Raw genomic sequence first — 16,639 nt, 5'->3', positions numbered from 1 at the left:
GATCAGTCCGCAGTTTCGTCAGCTGGCAAAAGACCCTGTTTCAAGGCAAGCAGGTGCCGCTCGATCAGGAACAATGCATCCTGTGGCGGTGGTGCCAGCGGTAGCCACTGACAGCCGCTGGCAGCATCCGGGGCAGCTGACAGGATGCGCCGGGCCACTTGCAGGGGGGCGCGTGCGACCCCCGGTTGCGGGTCATGGCGCAGGCAGTCGCCGTAGAAATATTGGGCCAACCAGGAGTCGGCATGGGCGTAGCAGGCAGTCTTGAAGCGGGTGCAGGCGCCTTCGTGGTCTTGCTGCCATTTGTAACACAGGCCACGGGCCAGCAGGCTGTCAAGACACCAGGGGTGCTCCTGCAGAATACCATCCAGCAGCTGTGCCGCCTGCTCCAGGTGGCCGGTATTGAGCAATAGCCAGGCCTGCATCAGGCGGGCCGGGTGCTGGTGCTGGCCGGCATGCAACAGCAGGTCCAGTTTGCTTGCGGCTTCGGTATAGCGTTCCTCGTGCAACAGCTGGCGGACCAGCTGCGGGTCTGGTTGTGCCGGGATGGCCGGCTGGCTGTCGCTGGCCGTCGGGGGCTGTGGCGCGGGTGCCGGCCTGATTGCTGTGTGTGGGGCCGGGCGTAGCGGTTGCGGCGTATCGGGCAGCACCTGGCTGCCTTTGACGAAGTAATACAGGCCGCTGTGTTCACGTAGCTGGAAAATGCCGAAATCGTTGCCGAGGGTTTCGGTGGTGCCCAGAAACAGGGTGGCATCCGGCTGCATGATGCGCTTGAAGCGGTGCTGGATGTTTTTTCGGGTTTCCAGGTCAAAGTAAATGGAGACGTTACGAAAGAAAATCACGTCATAGGGGCCGTAGTCGCAGTCGTATTCTGCGGCCATCAGGTTCAGCATGAACAAGCGTACTGTGCGGCGGATCCGTTCGTGTAGCTGGTAGCCTTCACTGGTGCGGTCAAAATGCCGGTCGCGCAGCTCGTTGCTGACTCCGCGAAAGGAAAAAGACGAGTACAGGGCACGACGGGCCTTGTTGAGAATGCTCAGGTCAACATCGCCACCGTCAATGGTGATCCGTTGCAGTACGTCTTCGCCATGGGTGTCGAGAATGGCCATGGCCAGGCTGTAGGGTTCTTCACCCGACGAGCAGCCGGCGCTCAGGATGCGCAGGGGGCGGTCGCCGGCGGTGGCCAGCAGGCGCGGTAGCAGCTGTTGCACAAACAGGTCGATCTGCTCCGGCTCGCGAAAGAAATAGGTCTCGTTGACGGTCAGCTGGCTGATCAGGGTGTCCAGTTCGGTGCGTGACTGGTACAGGCGCTCCAGCAGCCGTGCCGCACTCAGCCCCAGCAGTTGTCGGGTCTTTTGCAGGTGTTGCTGCAGGCGTTCTTCGGCAATGCTGCCGTCGAGTATCAGGCCGGAGTAGTCGTAGACCAGCTGCTTGAATGGTTCCAGTCCGTTCATGAGGCACCCATGACCAGCTCGTTGAGCTGTGCCGGTATCTGCTCCAGCGGCAGGATGCGGTCAATTGCGCCCATGCTGATGGCTTCCTGGTTCATGCCGAAGATCACTGAGCTGGCTTCATCCTGGGCAAGGGTCAGGCCCCCGCTGTCATGGATGGCCAGCATGCCGCTGGCACCGTCACGGCCCATGCCGGTCATGATCAGGCCAATGCTGTCGGCACCATGGGTAGTGGCCACCGACTCCAGCAGCAGGTTGCAGCACGGGCGATAGATATCGCTGTCCTGGCGTGGCACCAGCCGGATGCGGTCGCCGGCGGCAACGGTCATGTGGCTTTCCGAGGGTGATATGTAGACTTGCCCGCAGATCAGCGCTTCGCCGTGTTCTGCCACCTTCACCGGCAGGCTGGACAGGGTGTTGAGCCAGCTGACCAGGCCGTCAACAAAACCGTCGCTGATGTGTTGGCTGATCAGGACCGGAGCCTGGAAGCCGGCTTTCAGGCGCGGCAGCAGCCAGGCCAGGGCCTGCGGCCCGCCAGTGGAGCAGGCGATGGCTACCAGATGGCGGTAGCTGCGGGTGGTGGCTGTCAGGCTGGTACGGGCCGGCAGCAGGACGCTGTCGGGGCAACGGCCGCGCAGACGGGTTATCACTGAGACGCCGGCCAGCAGGCGCACCTTGTTGACCAGCCTGGATGCTTCGCTCTGGTCTAGCCCCGGCTTGGCAATGACGTCCAGTGCTCCGGTATTCAGCGCCTGGTAGGCTTGCTGTGCATCGCCTTCGGCGCTGACCACCAGAATCGGGATGGCTTTCTGATGCATGATGGCATCAATCGCTTCGGTGCCGCTCATCACCGGCATGTCCAGATCCATGCAGATCACGTCCGGTTTGAGCTGGCGGGCCAGCTCAACCGCTTCCAGCCCGTTGACGGCTTCGCCGACCACGCGAATGTCGCTGCATTGGTGCAGGATGTTGCGCAGCAGGTCACGGGCCATGCTGCTGTCGTCTACCAACAGGACACGAATTACCGGTTGTGTGGCCATGGCGGATCATTCCTGTGGGAGCGGATGTCAGTATCAGGCATCGGGCGTTGCCGGGCTGCCCTGGCCGGGTTGTTCGCTACGGAACTCCTGCATCAGTGTGTTCAGTGCCTGGGCCATCGCCAGCAGCTCTTCGCTGATATCGGAAATGCTGCGCACCGACTGGGCGTTGGTTGAACTGGCGTTGGCAATGTCGCGCAGGGCGATGACCACCTGGCTGCTGGCGGTTTTCTGCTGTTTGGTCGACAGCGAGATTTGCTGTGCCGCGTTGCTGGTGCGGGTGGCAGCCTCGACCAGTTCGTTCAGCTCGTGGGCTGTGGCGACACTGACATCCATGCCGGACTGTACCGAGTTGACCGCTTTTTCCGAGGTCAGCACCAGGCGGCTGATCGAGCTCTGGATGGCCTGGATGCGTTCCTCGATGCTGCGGGTGGATTCGGTGACGCTGTCGGCCAGACGACGGATCTCGCCGGCGACCACCGAGAAACGCTTACCGGCCTCGCCGGCGCTGGAAGCTTCCAGGGCAGCGTTGAAGGCAATCAGTTTGGTCTGGTCGGCAACGTTGTTGATCAGATCCATGACCTTGCTGATTTCTTTGGACTGGTTGCCCAGTTCGAGAATGTCCTGCAGGCTTTGTGCGTAGTCGTTGTGGATGCCGGTCATGCGTTGTTCCAGCTCTTGCATGGCGTCGGCTCCGCGGCGGCTGCTGTCCAGGGTCAGGTTGGCTACGTCGACCACCGATTGCGAATGGTCGGCGATCTGGGTTGACGAGGCGGACAGCTCTTCCATGGTCGAGGTGATCTCGGCCACGGAGGAAGACATCTGCTCGATGGCCGCGGCCATGGTTTGTCCGGCCTGGAGCTGGTCGCCCCGGATCTGGCCCAACCCCGTGGTTTCGGCCAGCCGCACGGCCGCTTCGTTAAGGTGGCCGGACGAGCGCAGGATTTCGCTGACGGTCTGTTGCAGGCGCTCCAGCAGCTGGTTGACCTGGCTGGCGAGGTCACCCAGTTCGGCCTGGTCGTTGATGTGTACGCGCCGGCTCAGGTCAAGGCTCTGGGTGATGCGGCCCAGTTGCGTCTGCACCTGGCGCAGCGGCCGGGTCAGGGAGCGGGCCACCGGAAAGATGAGTACCAGCGCCACCAGCATCAGACCCAGGCCGATGGCCTGGGCGGCCCACATTTGCTTGTTGATCGGTCCGGTCAGCTCGGCTTTGGGCACTTCGATCACCAGCCAGCGCTTCAGGCTGTCGACCCAGATGCTGGAGAGCATGTAATCTTGCCCGTCATGCTTGAGTTCGATCACTTTGCGCTCGGTGTTGGCCAGCAGTTGCTCAAACGCTGACGTTGCGCGAATGCGTTTGAGAATTGAGGTGTCGGAGCTGGTCTGGATGGTACCGTCTGACGTGATCAGGGAGACAAAACCATGTTCGCCCAGACGGTAGTTGCTGATCAGGTCGGTGAGCGCCCGCATTTCCAGGGCGACACCGCCCACCAGTAAAGGAGTGCTGTCGGCGGCCGCGAGTTCGTTGCGATAATTCACGAACAGCAGCAAATCGGCACCGCTGAACTCATTGGTGTCCAGGTGCAGCTCATAGGTCTGGCCGGAACTGATAAAGGTGTAATACCAGGCGTCATCGGGGTTGTTCCGACTCAGGGGACGGTCTTGCATAATGCCCAGATTCAGCTGGTAGTAACGGGAGTCGTCAGGGAGGTGCGAAGCCAGAAACAGGGTGCGTGCCGGAAAGCCCTCCAGAATATTGAGCAGCCGGCTTTCGACCAGCTGTTTGCGTTCATCAGGATCGGTATTGGCCATGCGGCTGTGCAGCTCGGTGTCATTGGCCAGGATGCGTGAGGTCTGAATGCTGGGCTCCAGTTGCAGGCGGATCTCCAGGGCGAGTTTTTCCAGCTGTGTCGGGATTTCAAAATCAGCCAGATGTTTCAGGCGTGCCGAGGTGAAGAAGTTGGCCTGAAACAGGATCGACATCACTGTAACCAGCACCATGAAGGTGCCAAATGCGATAAACATGCGCTTGGTCTGTGACAGCCGCTGCCAGAGTTCAGTCATTGTCGTTACCTTGTTGAGTGGTGTATTGCCCGGATAATGCAGGCTTGCTGTACCGAAAGTCGTTATTAGTACATAAAATGCGGGTGATTGCACTACGCCAGATCAAAACTGCAAAGGGTTTCATGCAGTGGTTGTTTACCGGGCCGTTGATGCCGGGAAATTAAAGGTGGCTGCCAGGGCGCAAGACAGTTCTGGCGCTGTGCCTGTTATCCCTTGACGCATACCACCTGGCGCAGGGTATGTACGATCTCCACCAGGTCCTTCTGCGCGGCCATTACCGCCTCGATATCCTTGTAGGCACCGGGGGTTTCATCCAGTACCGAATGGTCCTTGCGGCACTCGACATGGGCGGTGGCCTGGCGGTGGTCATCCAGGGTGAAGGCTTTCTTTGCCTGGTTGCGGCTCATGATGCGGCCGGCGCCATGGCTGCAGGAGTGAAAGCTGTCGGCATTGCCCAGTCCGCGCACGATGAAGCTTTTCGCGCCCATGGAGCCGGGGATGATGCCCAGCTGGCCGCGTCGGGCCGATACCGCGCCCTTGCGTGTGACCCAGACCTGCTGGCCGAAATGCTCTTCCTGCTGCACATAGTTGTGGTGGCAGTTGACAGCCTCCTGCACGCTGGTGAAAGGAGTATCGATCTCGTCGGCCAGTGCAGCCAGGGTGTGGTCCATCATCACTTCGCGGTTGATGCGGGCATATTCCTGGGCCCATTCCACTGCTTCTACATAGTCATCGAAGAATGTGCTGCCTTCCTGCAGGTAAGCCAGATCCTCGTCGGGCAGGTTGAGCTGGTGCTTGCGCATGTCCTGCTTGGCCATTTCGATGAAGCGGGTGCCGATGGCATTGCCGACACCACGCGAGCCGCTGTGCAGCATCACCCAGACCTGATCGGTTTCGTCCAGGCAGAGCTCGACAAAGTGGTTGCCGGTACCCAGGGTGCCGAGGTGGTTGTGGTTGTTGGTGCGTTCCAGCCGCGGGTATTTCTCGGTGATGGCCTTGAAGCCGGGCAACAGCCGGGCCCAGGCGCGGTCTACAGCTTCAGGAGTGTGTTGCCAGCTGCCAACGTCACGCTTGCCACGGCCGACAGTGCGTCCGTGGGGGACTGCCTTTTCCATGGCGCGACGGATGTTGCGCAGGTTGTCCGGCAGGTCGCTGGCCTTCAGCGAGGTGCGTACAGCCATCATGCCGCAGCCAAGATCGACACCAATGGCGGCCGGGATGATGGCACCCTTGGACGGAATCACGCTGCCAATGGTCGAGCCCTTGCCCAGATGCACATCCGGCATCACCGCCAGATGCCGGTAGATGAACGGCATCTGCGCGGTGTTGAGCAGCTGCTGGCGGGCTTCCGGCTGTACGGGTACGCCTTTGGTCCACAGCTTGATCGGCACACCCCGGTCACTGGTTAGAATCTCGAATCCTGACATGACAATGATTCCTTTATGGTTTGTTAATTGTTCCACTTAAGAAACAATGATGCCAGAAATTACATCTGGAAGCATGTCTGTTGCTTCGCTAGGATAGTGGCATTCAAGTAAATCAGCCCGCAAGGAGATACCCCATGATCAAGCAATTTTCCCTTGGCCTGCTGGCCGCAGCCCTGAGCACCAGTGTACTGGCCGACACCTATAAACTCGACCCGGACCACACCAACGCACGCTTTGCCATCGGCCACTTTGGTACCAGTACCAACCATGGCGGTTTCTACAATATTGAAGGCGAGCTGCAGCTGGATGCGGCAAAGGGTACCGGCCAGCTGAAAATCGTGATTCCGACCGATAGCGTCCAGACCGGTAATACGGGCTTTGATGGCCACCTGAAAAGTGCCGATCTGTTGAATGTCGAAAAATATCCGACCATGACCTTCGAGTCCACTGCCTGGACCTTTGAGAACAACCAGCCACAGAGCGTGACCGGCAATCTGACCCTGATGGGCAAGACCAACCCGGTGACCCTGAACGCCGACAGTTTCAACTGCTATGAAAGCCCGATGTTTGAGGGTGCCACCGTTTGTGGTGGTGACTTCAGTGCCACCATTGACCGCACCCAGTGGGGTCTGGATCTGTTCCTTGGCCCGGTTCCGGCCGAGGTACGTCTGGAGATCCAGGTGGAAGGTATCAAGCAGTAACAGTAAGAGAGGTCTCCCTTCCTCTTGGCATTTGCCGGGCCCTGGTGGCCCGGTTTTTTTTGCCTGCTGCCCAGGTATCCCCGGGGCAATAGTCTTTGCTTACTGCTTCAGTTTCATGCGGGAAATTCTGTTCCTGGCACGCGACAGCAGCCCGCGGCAGGCGGGCCAGATACCCTCCACCGCACAAGGTGGACATTGGCAGGGCGGGGCATCCCGGCCGGCATTTAGCGGTTTGGCCGCAGGCCGAACCAGCGTAGCCGGCCGGGATGCCCCGCCCTGCCAGTAACCGCAGTGCAAAAAACCTACCCATTGTTACTGCTTCGGCGTCATGTAGCGACTGGTATGACCAACCCGCTCCTGCGCCTGCTTCAGCTCCATGCGGGCAATGCTGCGCAGGTGCACCTCGTCGGGGCCATCGGCCAGACGCAGGGCACGGGCGTTGATCCAGAGATCGGCCAGCGGGGTGTCGGGGCTCAGGCCCATGGCACCAAAACTCTGGATGGCGCGGTCGATCACCTGTTCCTGCATGCGCGGCACCACCGCCTTGATCATGGAAATCTCCTTGCGCGCGGCCTTGGCGCCCAGCTCGTCGATCATCCAGGCGGCTTTGAGCACCAGCAGGCGGGCCTGCTCGATCTGCAGCCGTGACTCGGCCACCCGCTCGGCGGTGGAGCCGTGCTGGTACAGGAAGCGGCCAAAGGTCTTGCGTTCCTGGATGCGGTCCAGCATCAGCTGCAGGGCCAGCTCGGCGGCGCCGATGCTGCGCATGCAGTGGTGGATGCGGCCGGGACCGAGACGGGCCTGGGCCAGCGCAAAGCCCGAGCCTTCCTCGCCCAGCAGATTGCTGACTGGTACGCGCACGTCACGCAGCACAATCTCGTTGTGGCCTTCCGGTGACACGTGGTGCATCACGCTGATATTGCGCACCACCTGCACGCCGGGCGTGTTCATGGGCACTATCACCATGCTTTGCTGACGGCGGGTGTCGGCATCCGGATCGGTCTTGCCCATCACGATGAGGAAGTCGCACTGCGGGTGCGCGGCATTGGTGATGAACCACTTGCGGCCGTTGATCACATAGTCGTCACCGTCGCGGCGGATCAGTGTCTGGATGTTGGTGGCATCGGAGGAGGCCACGTCCGGTTCGGTCATGGCAAAGGCCGAACGGATCTCGCCATTGAGTAGCGGCAGCAGCCAGCGCTCGCGCTGTTCAGGTGTGGCACACAGATGCAGCAGCTCCATGTTGCCGGTGTCCGGCGCATTGCAGTTGAATACCTCGGAGGCCCAGGACACACGGCCCATGATCTCGGCCAGCGGGGCATATTCCAGGTTGGTCAGGCGGGTGCCGGGCTCGTCGTCGTGCAGGCCGGGCAGAAACAGGTTCCACAGACCTTCCTCTTTGGCCAGTGCTTTCAGGTCGTCCATGAAGGACACCGGATAGATGCCGGCGCTGACTTCCTGCTGCCACTGGCCGATACGCGGCACCACGTGGGCATCCATGAAGTCGTTCAGGCGGGCCTGTAACTCCAGGCTTTTTTCACTGTAGGCAAAATTCATTCTGTTGCTCCTCAGAGGGTCAGGCCGCCATCGACCACGATGCAGGCGCCGGTGGTGTAGCGGGCGGCATCGGAGACCAGATAGAGCACGGTGCCGGCCATGTCTTCGGGCATGGCATGACGCTGCAGCGGAATCTGCCTGACGATTTGCTGGTACAGTGCCTGGTTGTCGAACAGGCCGCTGGCAAAGCGGGTTTCGGTCAGACCGGGCAGGATGGCGTTGACGCGGATGCCCAGCGGGCCGCATTCGCGGGCAAAGGCCTTGGTCATGCTGACCACCGCCGCCTTGCTGATCGAGTAGATGCCCTGCATGGGCTGTGGGTGCAGTGCGTTGACCGAGGCGGTGTTGACGATGCAGCCGGACTTCTGTTCGCGCATCAGCTTGCCGCCTTCCACCGACATGAAGAAGTAGCCGCGCAGGTTGACCTCGTAGGTCTTCTCGAAGGCGAGCTGGTCGGTATCCAGGATGTGGCCGAACCAGGGGTTGGTGGCGGCGTTGTTGATCAGGATGTCGAGCCGGCCATGGCGCTCGCGGATCATGGCGAACAGGCTGGCGATGGAGTCCATGTCGCCGATGTGGCAGGCATGGGCGCTGGCCTTGCCGCCCTCGGCGTTGATGCTGTCGGCCACGGCCTGGCAGTCTTCCTGCTTGCGGCTGGAAATGATGACTTCGGCGCCCTGGCTGGCGAGCAGGCGGGCAATGGCTTCGCCGATGCCGCGGCTGGCACCGGTGACCAGCGCGATTTTGCCGGTCAGGTCAAACAGGTTGGTGGTCATGGGGTTGCTCCTTGTTATTGTTCGGTTGCGATCATGTCGAGGGCCATCTGTGCCAGCGGCTGGGCCATCTTGCCGACCTGCAGCGCCTGGGTGCTGGAGGCGTTGCCGTCCAGCGCGCGTTTGTAAACGCCTTGCAAAATGGCGGCTAGGCGGAAGAAGCTAAAGGCCACGTAGAAGGTCCAGTGCTCGATATGTTCGATGCCACGGGCGCGGCAATACAGCTTGCGGATTTCGGCTTCGCTGGGCAGGCCCAGAGCGCCGCGATCCACCTGGTGCAGGCCCTTGTAGCTGCCGGCCGAGGGCAGGCGCAGGCACATGCAGAAATAGGCGATGTCGGCCAGCGGGTGGCCGAGGGTGGACAGCTCCCAGTCGATGATGGCGCGGATTTTTACCGCATCAGGCTGGAAAATCAGGTTGTCGAAGCGGTAGTCACCATGGATCAGGCTGACCTGGCCGTCGTCTTCCGGCAGGTTCTCTTCCAGCCAGACGATCAGCTGTTCGAAGGCCGGCAGGGTGCCGGTTTCCGAGGCGCGGTACTGCTGCACCCAGCGTTGCAGCTGGCGCTGGAAGTAGGCTTGCGGGCGGCCGAAATCGCTCAGGCCGGCCTGCTCCAGATCCACGCTGTGCAGGGCGGCCAGTGTCTGTACCGCTTCGCGGTAATAGTCGATGCGCTGCTCCTGCGTTATTTCGGGCAGGGCCGGGTCCCAGAAAATGTGCCCGGGCTCGTGGCTCATCACGTAGAACATGCTACCGGCCACCTGTTCGTCGTCGCACAGCAGCAATGCCTGTGGCACCGGCACCGGGGTATCGCGCAGTGCGCTGATCACGCGGAACTCGCGATCGACCGCATGGGCGGATTGCAGCAGCACGCCATCTGGCTTGCGCCGCAGCACATATTCACCGCTGGCTGCGGTCAGCAGATAGGTCGGGTTGGACTGGCCACCGGGGAATTTCTTGGCCTGCAGCGGGCCCTGGAAGCCGGGTAGCTGAGCGGCCAGATACTGGCCCAGAGATTCGGTACGGGAAGGATCCATGCTGTGTCTCTCTTGTTGTTGTCGAGTGGTTATTGCCTGATAGCAGAGACTAAAACGCTATTGATCATTTATCTAATTTATTAGATTTATGCTCTACTATTCTCAGTGTGAATGATTATGGTGCAAACAGCCTGCGGGGGAGTAACCATGCAACTGCATCGTATTGACCTGAATCTGCTGGTGGTATTCGAGGCCATCTATACCCATGGCAGCATCACCCGGGCCAGTCAGGTGCTGTTCATCACCCAGCCGGCGGTGAGCAATGCACTGGCCCGGCTGCGCCGGCACTGTGGTGACGAGCTGTTCTATCGCAGCGGCCGGCACATGCAGCCAACGGCGCGGGCCCAGGCCATGATTGGACCGGTACGTCAGGCGCTGGGCATGATCCGGCAAAGCCTGCAGGACGGCATGGAGTTTGTGCCGGAAACGGCCAGCCGCACCTTCCGCCTGAGCATGGCGGATATTGTCGAGGCGATCGTGCTGCCGCGCTGTCTGCCGGAAGTGACGCGGCAGGCTCCCGACTGCCGGGTGCACAGCTATCCGGTGGAACGCAGCAATATCCTGCAGCAGATGGATGCCGGTCAGCTGGATCTGGCGATCGACGTTGCCCAGCCGGGCCGTGAGCCGCTGTTGTTGCATCAGCCGCTGCTGCAGGACCGCTATGTCTGTGTGGTGCGGCCCGGGCATCCATTGCTGGAGCAGGAGCTGGACATGGACGGCTATCTGGCCCTGCAGCACCTGCATATCTCCAGTCGCCGGCAGGGCTCGGGCCATATCGACCTGCATCTGGAACAGCTTGGCGTGCAGCGGCAGGTCAGCGTGCGGGCCCGCCATTACCTGCTGGTGCAACCACTGATCAGCAAGACCGAACTGGCGGCGACGCTGCCCGAGCGGCTGGCCCGGCAACTGGGCCTGCCGTATCTGCCATTGCCCTTTCCGAGCCCGGCGCTGACGCTGAACCTGTACTGGTCACAAAGGGCCGGACAGGACCCGGCGGTGATGTGGCTGAAGGAGCTGATTCTGCAGTCGGTTGAATGACTCAGGCAAAACTGAGAAAGAACAGCATGAAAAATGGCGCGGCAATGGTCAGGATCAGGCCGCTGATGATGGCGGTGGGTACGTATTCGTAGTGGCAGGCCTTGCGCACGAAGGGCAGTGTGGTATCCATGGCGGTGGCGGCGCAGACGCCGACGCTGCTGTTGGCGAAGTTGCGGCCGAGGATGAACACCACGGTCAGGCCGATAAGCTCGCGTATCAGGTCGTTGAGCAATGCCACGCTGCCATAGGCATCGCCCAGATACTGGCCGGCAATGGCACCGGACAGGCTGAACCAGCCAAAACCCGTGCTCAGCGCCAGGGATACGGCCAGCCGCTCGCCGGTAATGAAGCTCAGCAATACGCCGGCCAGCACTGAGCCCAGCATCACCAGCAGCGGAATCTTCAATACCCGTGGAGCCAGCCAGGAGCGGCTGATGGCCACCTGGGCCAGATCCAGCCCGATCAGGAACAGCAGCACATACAGCCACCAGGAGATGTTCAGCAGCAGCACGCCGGCCTGGCTGTCATGCCACTGCAGGCGGTAGGCAAAGGCGCCAAGCAGCACCAGGCCAAAGGCGATCAGGCATTCCTTGACCGGATACCAGAGCGCCTGCCAGCCGCCGCTGTCGTCATCCTGCACCGTGCTGCGCCGGTTCAGCGGCATGATGCAGACAAACACCACTGCGCTGATGGTGAAGGCATAGATGGCGGCCTGCTTGAGCACATGCATGCCGGAGGCGAAGCTGCTGAATGCCTCGCCCGACTCCAGACCGATGACGAACAGAATTACCCAGACCACCGGCGTGATGCCGCGGATCAGCCGGATGCTGAGGTTTTTCGGCAGGCGTTTGCCCGCCACATAGCCGGCCAGCAGGTACAGAACTATGGGCAGGATGGTGGCAAAGATGTTGGAAAGCTGGGACGACACGGAGCGGACTGGACTGTTTGATATGACAGGAAGGCAACAGGATGATTTTTAGCCTGCTACCGGCACAGCACTATAACGCATGGACGGTTTTTTTTATAGCTGGAGCCTGCCGCAACGGGCTGGATGAGGGCAAGTGCGCAAGTTTGCTGTATAGTATACGTAAATACATATTGATCGACCCAAGTGGCAGGTGAGCCTGATGAAAAAATTGCGCTGGCTGAACCAGAACCTGAGCCTCAGCATTCCGGTGTTTCTGGTACTGGGCCTGATTGCCGGTCTGCTGTTTCCCGTGCAGGGACTGAGTGTGCTGATTGCGCCCCTGACCCTGTTGATGGTGTATCCGATGATGGTGGGTCTGAGGCCCAAACAGCTGCTCGAGTCGGGCCATGGTTCGGTGCAGTTCTGGGCCATGCTGATCAACTTCCTGATGATTCCCTTTGTCGCCTTTGGCCTTGGCCGGCTGTTTTTTGCCGACCGGCCGGAGCTGGCGCTGGGTCTGCTGCTGACGGCATTGCTGCCGACCAGCGGCATGACCATCTCCTGGACCGGCTTTGCCAAGGGCAATGTGCCGGCGGCGATCAAACTGACCATTGTCGGCCTGTTCCTCGGTTCTTTCCTCACGCCGTTTTATGTCCACCTGCTGCTCGGTGCCGAGTTGCCGATGAAGGTCGGGCTGGTGTTCCAGCAGATCCTGATGTTTGTCGCCATTCCGCTGGTGGCCGGCCAGCTGACCAGAGGCTTCCTGATCCGCCGTTATGGCCAGGACAGCTTCCAGAAAAACATTGGTCCGAACTTTCCCGTGCTTTCCACCCTGGGCGTACTGGGCATTGTCTTTGTCGCCATGGCGCTGCAGGCGAAAAATCTGCTGCAGTCGCCTGCGCTGGTGCTCTATATCTTCGTGCCGCTGTTGCTGCTGTATGCCATCAACTATGTGGTCAGCACGCTGGTAGCGCGCAAGACCATGCATCGCGGCAACGGCATTGCGTTGGTCTACGGTACGGTAATGCGCAACCTGTCGATTGCACTGGCGTTGTCGATGACCGCCTTTGGCGAGGCCGGCGCCCAGGCAGCCCTGCTGATTGCGCTGGCCTACATCATCCAGGTGCAGTCGGCAGCCTGGTACGTCAAGCTGACCGGACGGATCTTTCCGCAGGAAGCGGAAGCGCCATAGCGGGTAATGGAATCGAGTAAAAGGGCCTGTAATCACAGGCCCTCAGGTAGCTAACAATCCTCGCCTTTTCGGTGGGGTTTGTCGTTTTATCCACATCAATGCCGCTTTTGGGTGCAAGCATTTAGAGGGCGGAAGTCTTTGGCTCATAGGCTTGCCATTCTGACAAGGCTTGTGCCTTGACCCATTTCCCCTTGTTGGCATTGGCTTTCAGGGGGGTTGAGTCGGTATACAAGCCGGTACCGGATACCAGATTGCGCTTCATCGTTTGGACAACAACTGCATCGAAAATTTGCTGGTAGACATCCGAGTCATTAAAGCGACGACGGTTCTGACTGAGCGTGCTGGCATCAGGAGCTGTGTTGGTCAAGTTCAAACCCAGGAACCAGCGGTAGGCTACGTTGATCTGAACTTCACGGTTCAGCTGACGTTCACTGCGAATGCCGAACAAATAGCCTACGAGCAGCAGCTTGAACATTAGAGTCGGATTCAGCGCCGGACGACCATTATGGCGGTCTACTTTACGCAGCAAATGGTCTGAAGGAACCAACTCATCAATGCAGACACCTTCAAGTTCGGACTGGGTCTGAGGGCGATCACGTAGCATCGTACAAATCCTGCGGCAGATTTGTGGCCAGTATAAAAAACAAACCCCTCGATGGAAACGAGGGGTTTGTCAGCAGTCTGAGACGGGTGCATCTCCGTCTTTTGCTGATTGTGGCTGTTTAGTGTGCGACTGGCTGAAACTTGGGATCATCAAAGTAATTGGCATAGTTACCCAGTGCGTTGATAACTTTTACAGCACCATTGCGTGCGCTGGACTGGTTTTCCATGCTGGCTGAACCGTCCATCAGATCGTGAATAATGATGTGCAGTTGCGCATCGGCTGCCGGCTCCAGCTCACAGTTTTCAATCATGTAAGCAACCTGGGTATTGATTTCACTCGCCAAGGCGACATAGTTTTCCTGTGCCAGTGTATCAGCGTGAATGGATTCAACTTCTGCATTGATTGCCTGACTGATTTTAGCCATCGCTTGGCTCAGTGGTGCATCAATACCCCATTTGCTGCCGTTGTTCAGTTGCATCTCGGTGATAGCCTGACCGTGATCATGCTCTTCTTCAGCGGCCATAGTGAATGCCGAAACACTGCCAAGGCTTAAAGCCAGACCAGTAACGGCGACGCATTTGAACAGGTTGGATTTGATCGTCATGATGTATTTCCTCTCAATGAAACCCTAGATTTGGTTTGCAGTGAGTATCTCGGTTCTACCTTAAAAAATGCTTAAGGTTCGCTGAATAATGCTGGTGAGCCACCCAGTATGAGTAGCTTCAGCCACGACTCAGGCGGATTCAAACCTGCTGCGTCCAAGCCAGCTCGAGGACGCCATTGAAGTAGCTCTTACGCCTGCATTTTGCTGATGTCTATTCCGGTTGCACCGTTGCGGCTGCTTTGAAGGCGACTCTGACCACCAGTCCGGTCGTGTTGTCAGGCGTAGTAAAGCTGAGTTGTGCGTCGTGCAGCTTGGCGATACGTTGCACAATGGATAAGCCTAAACCACTGCCGTTCTCGCCGCTGCCCAGTACACGATAAAAACGTGAGGTAATGCGTTCCAGTTCTGCCGCTGCAATGCCGGGGCCACTATCGGCAATCTGCAATACCACCGCATTGTTGTGGTGCAGAATGTGTACTTCGACCTGTCCTTGACTCGGGGTGTAGCGGACAGCGTTGTCTATCAGGTTACGTATCAGAATGGCTAATAACGTGCTGTCGCCATTGATAAGACCGTCATCATCGGCGGTGAAACCGAGCTCCACTGCCTTGCGGATCGCCGCTGGGGCGTGTTGGGCAATGCTTTCATGGACGAGAGCAGCCAATTGAATCTGCTGTGGCTCGTTTAAGCTGTGCTCTGGATCAAGCTGGGCAAGGACAAGCAGCTGGTCGATGAGGTGTGCAGCCCGGTCTGCGCCCAGAATCACTTTGTCCAGTGCCTGCTGACGCTGGTTGGTATCGGTGGCGGCACAGGCCACTTGCGCCTGAGTTTTAATTGCTGCCAAAGGGGTGCGCAGTTCGTGGGCTGCGTCGGCGGTAAAACGGCGCTCGTACTCAAGGGAGTCTTGTAAGCGCCTAAATAATGAATTGAGTGCATTTTGTAACGGGAGCACTTCGCGCGGGGTGTCAGTCAGGGCAAGCGGATCCAGTTTGTCCGGTTGACGCTGCTTGACTTCGTTGGCAAAACGCGACAAGGGCGTAAGTCCGGCACTCACCGCCAGCCAGATCAGCACGCCTAATCCGGGTACGGCAAAATAGAGCGGGTGGAGCAAGTGTCGCGCCACGCTTTCGGCAAGTGCATCACGCAAATCATAGCGTTCAGCCACGCGAACATTCAGCTGCTGCCGGGCATCCCAGAGACTGTAAGTACGGTAGTGAACAGTGTGTATCACCACGTTTTGCAGTCCTGTGTGCTGTGTGCCCAGCGGATCACTGGGGGCAGTATTGGACTGCATTAACAGCGTGCCATCGCGCCAGACTTGCAGCGCGCTGTGAGTGTAATCTCCCAGGGAACCGGTACGGGGGCGGTTGTTATCGCCCGTTTCCAGTTGTTGTAAAACCAGCTCTGCGGTATGGATCAAACGCTCATCAAGCATGGTGCTAATTTCGCGGCGGGTGTCCAGATAAGTAAAAAAAGCGGTGGCAATCCAAGCCAGCAAGACGGAAATGGCCAATAAGGAAAATAGACGCCAGCGTAATGAGGTGCTCATGGCGTGGTTTTTTCGATCATATAACCAACGCCACGGACAGTAAGGATGAGCTGTGGGTTAAGTTTGCGTCGTAAATGATGAATAAACACCTCAATGGTGTTGCTTTCGATTTCATCTCCCCAGCCATACAGTTGCTCTTCTAGTTGGGCCCTAGACAGCACTCGTCCTGCATTGAGGAGCAGACTATGCAGAATGGTAAATTCACGAGCAGAGACATCGACTGGCTGGCCCGCAAGGCTGACGGTGTGGCTCGCCGGATCAAGGCTGAGTTCGCCCTGACGAATAGTGGCGTCGGCATAGCCTTTGGAGCGGCGCAGCAAGGCTCTTAAGCGTGCTTGCAGTTCTGTTAGATCAAAGGGCTTAGTCAGGTAATCATCTGCGCCTGCATCCAGACCTGCTACGCGGTTCTCAACCGCACTGTAAGCCGTCAGGATGAGCACGGGCAGATCCTTGCCTTGGGCCCGAGCACGTTTTAACACGTCCATACCGGAGAGTTTGGGAAGCCCCAAATCTAGGACAACAGCGTCATAGCGATTGGTCAGCAGGGCTGTATCAGCCTGTTGGCCATCCAGTACCCAGTCAACAGTCAGTCCTGCTTGAGTCAAACCGGTGGCAATTCCGTCGCCGAGCAGCTGATCGTCTTCAACCAGTAGAATTTTCATGGATATCAAAGTCAAGCCGAGTGTGTATTTAGGGTAGCA

Annotated in this window: 14 protein-coding genes and 1 pseudogene; 3 read left to right on the top strand and 12 right to left on the bottom strand. The window is 59.1% G+C overall.

Annotated elements, in window-relative coordinates; all coding sequences use genetic code 11:
* Positions 1-2 precede the first annotated feature (2 nt).
* The 4 genes from AR306_RS08825 to AR306_RS08810 form a co-directional block, all read right to left on the bottom strand.
* Positions 3-1,451 carry a CheR family methyltransferase gene (locus AR306_RS08825; protein ID WP_101497203.1) on the bottom strand — a complete coding sequence of 483 codons (1,449 nt, stop codon included), beginning with the start codon at positions 1,449-1,451 and terminating at the stop codon, positions 3-5.
* Entirely contained in the window at positions 1,448-2,488 is a 1,041-nt protein-coding gene (cheB, locus tag AR306_RS08820) for a chemotaxis-specific protein-glutamate methyltransferase CheB (protein ID WP_101497202.1), read from the bottom strand. Before cheB ends, AR306_RS08825 begins: the two co-directional genes overlap by 4 nt.
* A gap of 33 nt (positions 2,489-2,521) precedes the next feature.
* Complete coding sequence (locus AR306_RS08815; RefSeq protein WP_101497201.1) at positions 2,522-4,549, bottom strand: methyl-accepting chemotaxis protein; 2,028 nt, start codon at positions 4,547-4,549, stop codon at positions 2,522-2,524.
* A 206-nt stretch (positions 4,550-4,755) separates the two neighbouring features.
* Positions 4,756-5,976 carry an RtcB family protein gene (locus AR306_RS08810; RefSeq protein ID WP_101497200.1) on the bottom strand — a complete coding sequence of 407 codons (1,221 nt, stop codon included), beginning with the start codon at positions 5,974-5,976 and terminating at the stop codon, positions 4,756-4,758.
* A gap of 134 nt (positions 5,977-6,110) precedes the next feature.
* Between AR306_RS08810 and AR306_RS08805 the strand changes: the two genes are divergently transcribed.
* A complete protein-coding gene (locus AR306_RS08805) occupies positions 6,111-6,677 on the top strand; it encodes a YceI family protein (protein ID WP_101497199.1) in 567 nt (188 codons plus the stop codon).
* Between the two features lie 312 nt (positions 6,678-6,989).
* On the opposite strand, the gene AR306_RS08800 is transcribed toward AR306_RS08805, so the two are convergent.
* The 3 genes from AR306_RS08800 to AR306_RS08790 are packed head-to-tail and all read right to left on the bottom strand — an operon-like array spanning position 6,990 to position 10,044.
* On the bottom strand, positions 6,990-8,234 hold the full coding sequence (locus tag AR306_RS08800) for an acyl-CoA dehydrogenase family protein (RefSeq protein ID WP_101497198.1): 1,245 nt from the start codon (positions 8,232-8,234) through the stop codon (positions 6,990-6,992).
* An 11-nt stretch (positions 8,235-8,245) separates the two neighbouring features.
* On the bottom strand, positions 8,246-9,010 hold the full coding sequence (locus tag AR306_RS08795) for an SDR family oxidoreductase (RefSeq protein ID WP_101497197.1): 765 nt from the start codon (positions 9,008-9,010) through the stop codon (positions 8,246-8,248).
* Positions 9,011-9,024: 14 nt separating this feature from the next.
* Positions 9,025-10,044 (bottom strand): phosphotransferase family protein, encoded by a 1,020-nt coding sequence (locus AR306_RS08790; RefSeq protein WP_101497196.1) that lies wholly within the window; start codon positions 10,042-10,044, stop codon positions 9,025-9,027.
* Positions 10,045-10,191: 147 nt separating this feature from the next.
* Here AR306_RS08790 and AR306_RS08785 point away from each other — a divergent pair, with 147 nt between their 5' ends.
* Entirely contained in the window at positions 10,192-11,082 is an 891-nt protein-coding gene (locus tag AR306_RS08785; protein ID WP_166627848.1) for a LysR family transcriptional regulator, read from the top strand.
* 1 nt (position 11,083) lies between these two features.
* Here the strand turns inward: AR306_RS08785 and AR306_RS08780 are convergent, their stop codons facing one another.
* Positions 11,084-12,010 (bottom strand): lysine exporter LysO family protein, encoded by a 927-nt coding sequence (locus tag AR306_RS08780; protein WP_101497194.1) that lies wholly within the window; start codon positions 12,008-12,010, stop codon positions 11,084-11,086.
* A 199-nt stretch (positions 12,011-12,209) separates the two neighbouring features.
* On the opposite strand from AR306_RS08780, the gene AR306_RS08775 reads away from it, so the two are divergent.
* Complete coding sequence (locus AR306_RS08775; RefSeq protein WP_101497193.1) at positions 12,210-13,181, top strand: arsenic resistance protein; 972 nt, start codon at positions 12,210-12,212, stop codon at positions 13,179-13,181.
* Between the two features lie 181 nt (positions 13,182-13,362).
* On the opposite strand, the pseudogene AR306_RS08770 reads toward AR306_RS08775, so the two are convergent.
* From AR306_RS08770 to AR306_RS08755, 4 genes and pseudogenes are all read right to left on the bottom strand, one after another.
* Positions 13,363-13,785 (bottom strand): annotated as a pseudogene (locus AR306_RS08770) (transposase); the annotation flags it as partial.
* Positions 13,786-13,903: 118 nt separating this feature from the next.
* Positions 13,904-14,389, bottom strand: a complete 486-nt coding sequence (locus AR306_RS08765) for a hypothetical protein (protein WP_101497191.1) — start codon at positions 14,387-14,389, stop codon at positions 13,904-13,906.
* Positions 14,390-14,600: 211 nt separating this feature from the next.
* Complete coding sequence (locus AR306_RS08760) at positions 14,601-15,938, bottom strand: ATP-binding protein (RefSeq protein WP_101497190.1); 1,338 nt, start codon at positions 15,936-15,938, stop codon at positions 14,601-14,603.
* Entirely contained in the window at positions 15,935-16,600 is a 666-nt protein-coding gene (locus AR306_RS08755) for a response regulator (protein ID WP_101497307.1), read from the bottom strand. Before AR306_RS08755 ends, AR306_RS08760 begins: the two co-directional genes overlap by 4 nt.
* Positions 16,601-16,639 lie beyond the last annotated feature (39 nt).

This window comes from Thiopseudomonas denitrificans (genome assembly GCF_002866065.1).
Classification (GTDB): domain Bacteria; phylum Pseudomonadota; class Gammaproteobacteria; order Pseudomonadales; family Pseudomonadaceae; genus Thiopseudomonas; species Thiopseudomonas denitrificans.
This window is presented reverse-complemented; position numbering and strand designations above follow the sequence as displayed.